The 10,578-nt window shown below is 65.9% G+C and carries 7 protein-coding genes; 4 read left to right on the top strand and 3 right to left on the bottom strand.

Translation table 11 applies throughout. From position 1 onward, the window contains the following. The first annotated feature begins 77 nt into the window (after positions 1-77). The 3 genes from ASF16_RS05545 (at position 78) to ASF16_RS05535 (ending at position 5,047) form a co-directional block, all read left to right on the top strand. Positions 78-965, top strand: a complete 888-nt coding sequence (locus ASF16_RS05545) for a 3-keto-5-aminohexanoate cleavage protein (RefSeq protein ID WP_056163983.1) — start codon at positions 78-80, stop codon at positions 963-965. A gap of 214 nt (positions 966-1,179) precedes the next feature. Then, a complete protein-coding gene (locus ASF16_RS05540; RefSeq protein WP_235507268.1) occupies positions 1,180-4,071 on the top strand; it encodes a midcut-by-XrtH protein in 2,892 nt (963 codons plus the stop codon). A gap of 334 nt (positions 4,072-4,405) precedes the next feature. Then, positions 4,406-5,047, top strand: a complete 642-nt coding sequence (locus tag ASF16_RS05535; protein WP_056163977.1) for a LysE family translocator — start codon at positions 4,406-4,408, stop codon at positions 5,045-5,047. Between the two features lie 191 nt (positions 5,048-5,238). On the opposite strand, the gene ASF16_RS05530 is transcribed toward ASF16_RS05535, so the two are convergent. Continuing rightward, entirely contained in the window at positions 5,239-7,410 is a 2,172-nt protein-coding gene (locus ASF16_RS05530) for a 3-hydroxyacyl-CoA dehydrogenase NAD-binding domain-containing protein (protein ID WP_056163972.1), read from the bottom strand. A gap of 25 nt (positions 7,411-7,435) precedes the next feature. Beyond that, positions 7,436-8,641 (bottom strand): acetyl-CoA C-acetyltransferase, encoded by a 1,206-nt coding sequence (locus ASF16_RS05525; protein WP_056163969.1) that lies wholly within the window; start codon positions 8,639-8,641, stop codon positions 7,436-7,438. A 175-nt stretch (positions 8,642-8,816) separates the two neighbouring features. Here ASF16_RS05525 and ASF16_RS05520 point away from each other — a divergent pair, with 175 nt between their 5' ends. Beyond that, positions 8,817-9,119 (top strand): hypothetical protein, encoded by a 303-nt coding sequence (locus ASF16_RS05520; protein ID WP_235507267.1) that lies wholly within the window; start codon positions 8,817-8,819, stop codon positions 9,117-9,119. A gap of 182 nt (positions 9,120-9,301) precedes the next feature. Here ASF16_RS05520 and ASF16_RS05515 read toward each other — a convergent pair whose 3' ends face one another. Further along, positions 9,302-10,465, bottom strand: a complete 1,164-nt coding sequence (locus ASF16_RS05515) for an acyl-CoA dehydrogenase family protein (RefSeq protein ID WP_056163961.1) — start codon at positions 10,463-10,465, stop codon at positions 9,302-9,304. Positions 10,466-10,578: the final 113 nt, after the last annotated feature.

Below are 10,578 nucleotides of genomic sequence, written 5' to 3'. Positions count from 1 at the left end.
CACCCGCCTTCGACAGGCTCAGGCCAAACGGTCGGGGTGTTGCGAAGCAAGAGTAGTACCGCCATTCGGAGACGCACATGACCAGTCATGCAACCAGCCACAAAGCCATCATCACCTGCGCCATCACCGGCGTGCTGACCGACCCCGGCCAGCACCATGTGCCCGTCACGCCCGAGCAGCTGGCGAAGGAAGCCCGCCGCGCCTGCGACGCAGGCGCCGCCGTGGTCCACGTGCACTTTCGCAACCAGGAGCCCGGCAAGGGCCACCTGCCCAGCTGGGACCCGCAGGTCGCGCGCGACTGCGTGCAGGCCATGCGCGAGGCCTGCCCGGGTTTGATCATCAACCAGACCACCGGCGTGGTCGGCCCCCACTACCAGGGACCGCTCGACTGCCTGCGCGCCACCCGCCCCGAGATGGCCGCGTGCAACGCCGGCTCGCTCAACTACCTGAAGGTGCGCAGCAACGGCACCTGGGCCTGGCCGCCCATGCTGTTCGACAACCAGCCCGCCAAGGTCAAGGACTTCATCGACGTGATGCTGGAAACCGGCACGCTGCCCGAGTTCGAATGCTTCGACGTGGGCATCGTGCGCTGCGTGGAGATGTATGTGCAGACCGGCATGTACACCGCGCGGCTGCCCGAATACAACTTCGTGATGGGTGTCGAGTCCGGCATGCCCGCGGACCCGGACCTGCTGCCCATCTTGCTCAAGCTCAAGATCAAGGACGCCCCCTGGCAGGCCACCGTCATCGGCCGCGCTGAGATTTGGCCCGTGCACCAGCGCGTGGCCGAGTTGGGCGGGCATTTGCGCACCGGGCTGGAGGACACGTTCTATCTGCCGGATGGGACCAAGGCGGATTCGAACGGGCCGTTGATCGAGAAGCTGGCGCATTACGCGCGCAATGCGGGGCGGGAGGTGGCGTCGCCGCAGGAGGCGCGGGGCATGTTGGGGTTGGCTGGCGCATAGCGTAGGCCACGCATTGCCCGCCTGTTGCGCGGCTTTGGCAGGCAGTTTGCGTACTTGCGCCTCCCCCACGGCGTTGGAGTAAGTCTTGTGCTCCGTGGGCCTGTTGCAATTTTCTATGATGGCTTACCTGCTTTTACAGGGTAGAGTGCCGGCGCCATCCCTCCAGGCGGCCTGCCGCAGGCCTTGTGCAGGCATGCCCGACAGGCAACCCCCCATGAGCTTTCATTCTTCCAACAACGAAGGACTATCGATGTTGCGCCCCTGGTATTGCGCCCCATTTTTCGCTGACCCTCTCGGTGCACGCAGTGCATTGCGGCGCCTGGCGGCTGCAATGCTGCTGGTGGCCGCATTGCCGGCGGCGCAGGCGCAGACGATTACGGCAGGCGCGCTCGCGGCCGCAGCGATACCCGTCGACCACCCTGGCGCCTTGCTGCTGCTGGCGGTGGCCATGGTGGCCTGCATGGGCTGGATGGTGCGCACGAAAGGCCTCGTGTCCTCCGCCACCTTGCGCAGCGTGGCGCTGGGAGCCGTGGCCACGGTGCTGGGCGCCTTGGTGGTGTGGGGTGACGCTGTGCAGGCCCAGTTGCAGGAGCTGCAGGCTGCGTTCCACCAGGCGGGTGGAGAAACGCTCACGATTCCCGTGCAGTCCACGGGCACCACACCCGGTGGCGATCCTTCGGGATTCCTGCCGGTGGTCTACACCAACGGGACAGCGTCCGGCTTGCGCATCACCAGCATCACGCAGCCGACCTGGAGCACCTGCTTTCCGCTGGGCATTCCGTCGCCCCTGCCAGTGACCCCGGCCCGCCCGGGCACCGTCTGTGCCGTTGGCACTGCACTGCCTGCAGGCGGCGCGTGCTGGGTCGATGTGGCGGCACTGTGCGCTGCTGCGGCCACCGCGGCGCAGGGCCATCAGTCCAGCACCTTGCTGGCCGATACCGTGTCGGCGGTGGCGGCAGCGCAGGCCACGGGCAATGTGCTGCTCAATGACCTGGACCCTGATGGCCCGCTGGTGCTGGCCAGCTTCACTTACCAGGGCACGCGGTACGCGGCCGGCACGCCGGCCACGGCGGCAGGGCTGGGCACGTTGACCATGCAGAGCAACGGCGACTACACCTTTGTGGCGGCCTCGCCGTTCACTGGCGCCAGTCCGCTGGTAGTGACCTACACCGTGCACACAGGCGCATCGAGCACGCTCAGCATCACCGTGAACCGTGCGCCCGTGGCGGTGAACGACGCAGTCTCCACCAATGCAAACACCCCTGTGACCGTCTCTGTGCGCGGCAACGACACCGATGCCGACGGTGACCCCCTCACGGTTGCCAGTGTGACGCCGGGCGCTCACGGCTCGGTGGTGATCGATGCCGTCACGAACAACCCCATCTACACACCCAACGCAGGGTTTGCCGGCAGTGACAGCTTCACCTACACCATCAGCGACGGCAAGGGCGCCACATCCACCGCAACCGTCACGGTCACGGTCAATGCGCCGGCCAATGGCGCGCCCGTCGCCAACAACGATGTGGCGACAGTGGATGAAGACAGCTCTGTAGTCATTGCCGTGCGCGGCAACGACACGGACCCCGATGGCGATTCGCTCACGGTTGTTGGCGTGACTCAGGGCGCCAATGGCTCGGTGGTGATCGATGCCGTTACAGGCAACCCCATCTACACCCCCAACGCCGGGTTCACCGGTACGGACACCTTCACCTACACCGTCGACGATGGGCATGGCCACACGGCGACCGGCACCGTCACGGTGACCGTGAATCCCACCGTCAATCAGGCGCCGGTCGCTGCCAACGACACGGCCCTCACGCGCATGGACACGGCCATTTCCATTCCCGTGTCCACGTTGCTGGCCAACGACACCGATGCCAATGGAGACGTGCTGACCCTGGTGTCGGTACAGGCGGCAGTGAACGGCACGGTCAGCCGCATTGGCAACAACGTCATCTTTACGCCAGCCAGCGGCTTCGAAGGTGCCGCCAGCTTCACCTACACCATAGAGGATCCCTCCCGCGCCAGCAGCACGGCCACGGTCAATGTGACCGTCGGCTCGGCCACCACGCCTTCGTTGGTGGTTTTGAAGTCCCTGGTGGTCAATGCGCACGGCACTGGTGGAACCAGCGCCAGGTTCCCTATCACCACAACGCTGGTGGACACGGATGGCTCCGAGAGCCTGTCGATCAGGGTGAGCAACGTGCCCACGGGTGTCTCGTTCAATGCGGGCGCCAACCTGGGTGGCGGCGTGTGGCAGCTTGCCGAGGCGGACCTGCCCAACCTGATGCTGAATCTTCCTGGCAGCTACACGACCAACGCAACCCACCTGACCGTACAGGTCACATCCACGGAAACCAACGGTGGCGTCACTGCGAGCGTGAGCAGTGTGGTGACGCTCAAGGCGGCCTACACAACGGTGGACATCACCACGACAGCGAGTGGCGGCTACACCGGCAGCTCTGCCAACGAATTCATCCAAGGTGGAAATGGCGACAACACCATCAATGCCGCCAATGGCAACAACATCGTCCACGGTGGTGACGGTGATGACAACCTCTCTGCCGGGAGCGGGTCCGACATGCTCTACGGCGGCAGCGGCAACGACACCATCAACGCCGGCAGCGGTGCCGACGTGATCTCGGGCGGTCCCGGCAACGACACCTTGATCGGCGGCGATGCCGGTGAAAACTTCGTGGACGTGTTTGTCTGGAGCCTGGGCGACCAGGGCGCTGCCGGGACTCCTGCGGTGGACACCATCCAGAACTTCGAAACGGCGGCAGCGGGCAGCAATACCGCGGGGGGCGACGTGCTGGACCTGCGCGACCTGCTGCAGGGGGAGCACGTGGGTCCATCCAACGGCGCGGGCAACTTGGCGGACTATGTGCACTTCGAGATCTCGGGGGGCAACACCATCATCCACATCAGCCACACGGGTGGGTTTGCTGCGGATTCCCACTTCGTGGGGGCCGCCTATACCAGCGCCACCGAAACCCAGCAGATCGTTCTTTCGGGGGTCGACCTGCAGTCTCTCTACTCCGGCGCCACCACCGACCAGCAGATCATTACCCAGCTGCTGAACAACAACAAACTCATCGTGGATTGATGGCGGCGAGCTGGCCGGGCCCGTATCTGCCGGACGGGGCATCCGCCCGGCTCCGATACAGCCACGGGTGGTGGTCGGCGGGGCTGCGGGTCCTTCGGCCCCCGGAAGCAGCCTGGCATCTGGACCTGCAGCCCAAGCGGCGGGCGTTGGCAGGCCCAGCTTCCATCTTTTCAGGCCTCTGCCGCTGGTTTGTAAAGGAACGAATGCTATTGATTGGATAGTATTCGGTTTGCTGCGATGCCTTGGACATTCAGGGCAAGCCTCAGCACACCACCATCCCCATCACTGTCACCGTCTGCCCCGGCCAGCCAAAAAAAACCAGGCAGCCACCACCATGTTGACCACCGCCCAGGCCATCGCGTTTCTTCTCACCGCCGTAATGCTCACAGCCACGCCCGGTCCCGACAACCTCATGGTGCTCAGCGTCGGCATGTCCAAAGGCCGCCGCGCTGGCATCGTGTTTGGCCTGGGTTGCGCATTGGGTTGCCTCAGCCATACCGTGCTGGCCGTCATTGGCGTAGGCGCTATCCTGGCCGCATCGCCAGTGGCCTTCACGGCGCTCAAGTGGGCGGGTGGTGCCTACCTGATCTGGCTTGGCACCCAGGCCCTGCGCCACGCAGGCGCAGTGCGCATCGAAGGCGCCCATGGCAGCTCCAGCAGCCAACCCGCTGCTGAATCGCTCGGCCGCACCTTCTCCAAGGGCCTGATAGCCAACGCCATCAACCCCAAGGTCGTGCTGTTCTTCCTGTCGTTCCTGCCGCAGTTCGTGGATGCATCGCGCGGCGGCATGGAGCTGCAGCTGGGCTTGCTGGGGCTGCTGTTCACGGCGCAGGCGGCGGTGCTGTTCGGGTTGCTGGGCTACTTCTCAGGCAGGGTCGGTGGGTGGATCCACCGCAAGCCGCGGGTGGGTGTATGGCTGGACCGGCTGGCAGGCACGGTGTTCATTGCGCTGGGGTTGCGGATGGTGGCGCGGTAAGCGCCATGGCGGCGGACGCTTCACGCTGAAAGACGTGGTGCTTCCCGCACTGCGCAGCACAGCGCAGAGCAGGGCTGTGGTGGGTGTTCTCCACAACACCGAACCAGCGGATAGGGCAAATGGTCGGTGATGCGTTTGGTGTGCCAGAAGCGAGTGCCTTCAGCTATCCGGTTCGAATGAAACAAGGTCGATCAATAGGTGGGCTGAAAGTCTCGAAGGGCATCTCGGGCTTTTGCTTCCACAACGAACCCCGCCCCGTACGTCGCCGCCAGTTCATCCGACCGCTTGAGGAATGCCTTCACGCCCATTCCATAGACAAACTGCATAGCCCCCCCCGTCCAAGCCGGAAACCCAATCCCAAAGATCGACCCAATGTTCGCGTCATGCACACTGGTCAGCACCCCCTCCGCCAAGCAACGCGCAGTCTCGATGGCCTGACGGTAGAGCAGCCGGTCCTGAATCTCCTGCACGCTCCACGCCACGCCGGGCTTTTCGAACAAAGGTTTCAACTTCGGCCACAGGTGCTTCCTGGCGCCTGCGGGGTAGTCGTAAAAACCACCGCCGCCCGCACGGCCGGGGCGTTTCAGCTCTTTGACCATGCGCTCCACCAGCAGCTCGCCGGGCGTGGCGGTGTAGGTTTTGCCTTCCGCCGCGTAGTCCGCGCGCGTCTGGTCCAGCACGTGCACGCTCAAGGTGAGCGCGGTTTCGTCCAGCACGGCCAGCGGCCCCACGGGCAGGCCGGCCTGCAGGGCGGCGTTTTCAATCGCAGCGGCGGGGATGCCTTCGCCCAGCATGGCGGCGCCTTCCATCACGTAGGTGCCGAAGGTGCGGCTGGTGTAGAAGCCGCGCGCGTCGTTGACCACGATGGGCACCTTGCCCAGGGCCTGCACGTAGTCGAACGCGCGGGCCACGGTCTTGTCGTCCGTCTGTTTGCCGCGGATGATTTCTACCAGCTTCATCTTGTCCACGGGGCTGAAGAAGTGGATGCCGACAAACTTCTCGGGCCGGCTGCTGGCCGTGGCCAGGCCGCTGATGGGCAGGGTGGAGGTGTTGCTGGAAAAGAACCCGCCGGGCGCGAGTTGCGGCTCGGCCTCGCGCGTGACCTGGGCCTTGAGGTCGCGGCTTTCGAACACGGCTTCGATGATGAGGTCGCAGCCCGCCAGGTCGGCCGCGCTGGCGGTGGGCGTGATGCGCGAGAGCAGCGCTTGCTGCGCCTCGGTCGTCATGCGGCCTTTGTCCACGCGGGCTTGTGCGAGCTTGGTGCTGTAGGCCTTGCCGGCCTCGGCCTTTTCCGCGCTCACGTCCTTGAGCACGGTGGCGATGCCCCGGCTGGCCTGGGCCCAGGCGATGCCGGCGCCCATCATGCCGGCGCCCAGGATGCCGACCTTTTGCGGCTTGTAGCGCGGGGCTGAGCCCGGGCGCGACTTGCCGCTCTTGATCGCGTTCATGTCGAAGAAGAACGTGTTGATCATGTTGCGCGCCACGGGGCCGGTCATCAGGCGGGCGAGGTAGCGGCTTTCGATGCGCAGGGCGGTGTCGTAGTCCACCATCGCGCCTTCGACCATGGCGGCGAGGGCCGCCTCGGGCGCAGGGTAGCGGCCACGCGTGGTCTTCTTGAGCATGGCGGGCGCTACCGTCAGGGCGCTGGCGATCTTGGGGTTGGCGGGCGTGCCGCCGGGCATCTTGTAATGCTTGTCGTCCCACGGCTGCACGGCGTGCGGGTGGGTGGCGATGTGGGCCAGGGCGGCGGGCAGCAGTTGCTCGCGCGTGGCCACCAGCTCGTGCACCAGTTGCAGGTCCAGCGCCTCGGCGGGGTTGAAGAGCTTGCCTTCCAGCACGTAGGGCTGTGCGCCCATCAGGCCCAGCAGGCGCGTCATCTTGGTCACGCCGGTGGCGCCGGGCATCAGGCCCAGCGTGACCTCGGGCAGGCCGAACTGGATCTTGGGGTCGGCCACGGCGATGCGGTAGTGGGCGACCAGGGCCACCTCCCACCCACCGCCCAGCGCCGCGCCGTTGAGGCAGGCCACCACGGGGATGCCCAGTGTTTCGAGCGTGCGAAAGTGCGCCTTCATGCGCTCGATCTCGCTGAACGCGGCAGGCGCGTCGGCGGGTGTCAGGCGCATGGTGGCTTTCAGATCGGCGCCCGCAAAGAAGCTGGTCTTGGCGGATGCAAGGACGATGCCCTTGAGCGCGGCGCCCAGGCGCTCGCGGTCTGCCACCACCTGGGCGGTGACCTCGCCCAGCTCTTGCTGCCACTGGCGGCACATGGTGTTGACGGGGGAGTTGGCTTCGTCGAATGTGATGACGGCGACCTGGCCTTCGGTGCCCTGGGCGGGGATGAGTTCGTAGCGGATGGTTTGCATGATGTTCTTGTCTCCTGCCCGTCAATCAAATGCGTTCAACGATGGTGGCAATGCCCATGCCGCCGCCCACGCACAGCGTGGCCAGGCCGTAGCGCTGGCCCCGGCGGTGCAGCTCGTCGATCAGGGTGCCGAGGATCATTGCGCCCGTGGCGCCCAGCGGGTGGCCCATGGCGATGGCGCCGCCGTTCACGTTGACCTTGTCGTGCGGCACGCCCAGCTCGCGCATGAAGCGCATGGGCACGGCGGCAAACGCCTCGTTGACTTCGAACAAATCGATCTGGTCGATGGTCATGCCCGCACGGGCCAGCGCCTTTTGGGCGGCGGGCACGGGGCCGGTGAGCATGATGGTGGGGTCGGCGCCGCTGAGTGCCGTGGCCACGATGCGCGCGCGCGGCGTGAGGCCGTGGGCCTTGGCGGCGGCCTCGTTGCCGATCAGCACGGCGGCGGCGCCGTCCACGATGCCGGACGAGTTGCCCGCGTGGTGAACGTGGTGGATGCGCTCCACCTGCGGGTAGCGCTGCAGCGCCACGGCGTCGAAGCCCATGCCGCCCAGTTGCTCGAACGATGCTTTCAGCGCGCCCAGGCCTTCGAGGGTTGTCTTGGGCTTGATGAATTCGTCTTCCGCCAGGATGGTCTGGCCGATGAAGTCGCGCACGGGCACGACGGAATTTTTGAAGTAACCCGCGGCCCGCGCCGCAGTGGCTCGGCGCTGCGATTCGAGCGCGAAGGCGTCCACGTCGGCGCGGGTGTAGCCGTCCAGCGTGGCGATCAGGTCGGCGCCGATGCCCTGGGGCACGAACAGCGTTTCCGAATTGGTAGCGGGGTCTTGCGCCCAGGCGCCGCCGTCGGAGCCGATGGGCACGCGGCTCATGCTCTCCACGCCGCCGGCCACCACCAGGTCCTCCCAGCCGCTGCGCACCTTTTGCGCGGCCAGGTTCACGGCTTCGAGGCCCGATGCGCAAAAGCGGTTGACCTGCACGCCCGCACAGCGAAAGTCCCACCCGGCCTTGAGCGCGGCCACCTTGGGCAGCACCGAGCCCTGCTCGCCCACGGGCGAGACGATGCCCATGACCACGTCGTCCACCGCGGCCGTGTCGAAGCGGTGGCGCGCCTGCAGCTCGATCAGCAAGCCGGTGAGCAGGTCGATGGGCTTGACCTCGTGCAGGGTGCCGTCCTTCTTGCCCTTGCCGCGCGGGGTGCGCAGCGCATCGAATACATAGGCTTCGGTCATGAATGGTCTCCGGTGGTCTCTGACATGGTTCGGTGAAGGCGCGCACGCTGGCAAAGCTGACCTTGCCCGCGGCAAGGCGCGGTGATTGGTGGCTCACACCACGACAGCACGCTCTCTGACGCCGGTGCGGCGGTTTTTGCACTATCTTTCGGTCGTTGCTTTCTCAATTTTGGCTATGAAACGAAATACATCCTCTGCCTTGCAGCGCATGGTCCGTGGCGCTGTGGAATACGACGACACGCGTGAAGGTTTTGCGCTGGAGCACCATGTGGCGCTGGCGGCCTCCAGCGCTCTGGCGGTGGCGGCCTTCATGGCGCCCAGTCCCGGCGCGGCGGCCATTCGCGGCATCGGCGCGGGTTTGCTGCTGATGCGGGCCCTCAGTGGCAGCCAGGGCGTCCGGTCCTGGGTGAATGTCACCGACCGCCGCCCCGGCGCGCCGCTCAGCCCTGAAGAAGCCCGCGCCGCCTGGTACCTGTAGAGGCGTTCGGCGCCCGCGGATACCCATTGGCCTTCCCACCATAGAAGCCGATCACGCTGAGCTTGTCGATGCGCCGCGCGGGGTGTCGACAAGTTCAGCTTGAACGGCAGGGGATGGCTGAACGCGAGGCCGAGGGAGCCAAGGTGGGTACGGGGCGGGTTCACGTTGTCTTGCGCGTTGTGTTACTTGCCCAGGCCCATCGCACGCGCAATCACCTCTTTCATGATCTCGTTGGTGCCGCCGTAGATGCGCTGCACGCGCGCATCGGCATAGGCGCGGGTGATGGGGTATTCCCACATATAGCCGTAGCCGCCGAAGAGCTGCACGCACTCGTCCATCACCTTGCACTGCAGGTCGGTGGTCCAGTACTTGGCCATGCTGGCGGTCTGGGTGTCGAGTTGATCGCGCGTGATCAGCTCGCAGCATTTGTCGACGAACACGCGCGCCACCTGCACCTGGGTCTGCAGCTCGGCCAGGGTGTGGCGGGTGTTCTGGAATGAGGCCACGCTCTGGCCGAAGACCTTGCGGTCCTTCACATAGTCCACTGTCCAGTCGATGGCGGCCTGCGCGGCGGACACGGCGGTGATGGCGATCTGCAGGCGCTCCCAGGGCAACTGCTCCATCAGGCAGATGAAGCCACGGCCTTCCATGGCGGGGCCGCCCAGCAGGTTGTCGGCGGGCACCTTCACGTCGGTGAAGAACAGCTCGGAGGTGTCCTGCGCCTTCATGCCCATTTTTTTGAGGCGCTGTCCTTTTTCAAAGCCGGGCATGCCGCGCTCCACCAAGAAGAGGCTGGTGCCCTTGGCCCCGGCCGCCGGGTCGGTCTTGGCGACCACGATCACCAGGTCGGCGTGCCAGCCGTTGGTGATGAAGGTCTTGCTGCCGTTGAGCACATAGTGCGATCCGTCGGCACTCTTCAGGGCGGTGGTCTTGATGCCCTGCAGGTCGCTGCCGGCGGCGGGCTCGCTCATGGCGATGGCGCCCACCACCGCGCCGCTGGCCATTGGCGGCAGGTAGCGGCGCTTTTGCGCTTCGGTGCCGTAGTGCAGGATGTACGGCGCGACGATCTCGCTGTGCAACCCGAAGCCGATGCCGGTGGTGCCGGCGCGCGCCAGCTCTTCCATCTGCGCCACCGAATAGAGCTTGTCGGCCCCGGCGCCGCCGTATTCCTCGGGCAGGCTCATGCACAAGAAGCCGTTGGCCCCCGCCTGGCTCCATACCTCGCGCGCCACGTAGCCTTGGTCTTCCCAGGCGGCGTGGTGGGGCACCACTTCCTTGTCGATGAAGCGGCGGAAGCTGTCGGCAAACGCCAGGTGGTCGCTCTGGAAGAGGGTGCGGTCGATCATTGCGGCGATCCTATTTTTGCAAAGTTACTGCTTGGTTAAATTCTGCCACTGTCCAGGCCCGGGCGCACCCCCGAATGAAAAAGCCGCCCCGGGGCGGCTTGGGGGGCGAAGCC

The organism is Acidovorax sp. Leaf78, assembly GCF_001422735.1.
In the GTDB taxonomy this organism is placed as follows: domain Bacteria; phylum Pseudomonadota; class Gammaproteobacteria; order Burkholderiales; family Burkholderiaceae_C; genus Acidovorax.
Note: the sequence above shows the minus strand (reverse complement) of the source record. Positions and strands in the feature narration are given on the sequence as shown.

What these genes read in the sequence shown, in the direction of transcription:
- ASF16_RS05545 (WP_056163983.1), top strand. Translation starts at nt 78, where the DNA reads ATGACCAGTCATGCAACCAGCCACAAAGCCATCATCACCTGCGCCATC.
- ASF16_RS05540 (WP_235507268.1), top strand. Translation starts at nt 1,180, where the DNA reads ATGAGCTTTCATTCTTCCAACAACGAAGGACTATCGATGTTGCGCCCC.
- ASF16_RS05535 (WP_056163977.1), top strand. Translation starts at nt 4,406, where the DNA reads ATGTTGACCACCGCCCAGGCCATCGCGTTTCTTCTCACCGCCGTAATG.
- ASF16_RS05530 (WP_056163972.1), bottom strand. Translation starts at nt 7,410, where the DNA reads ATGCAAACCATCCGCTACGAACTCATCCCCGCCCAGGGCACCGAAGGC.
- ASF16_RS05525 (WP_056163969.1), bottom strand. Translation starts at nt 8,641, where the DNA reads ATGACCGAAGCCTATGTATTCGATGCGCTGCGCACCCCGCGCGGCAAG.
- ASF16_RS05520 (WP_235507267.1), top strand. Translation starts at nt 8,817, where the DNA reads ATGAAACGAAATACATCCTCTGCCTTGCAGCGCATGGTCCGTGGCGCT.
- ASF16_RS05515 (WP_056163961.1), bottom strand. Translation starts at nt 10,465, where the DNA reads ATGATCGACCGCACCCTCTTCCAGAGCGACCACCTGGCGTTTGCCGAC.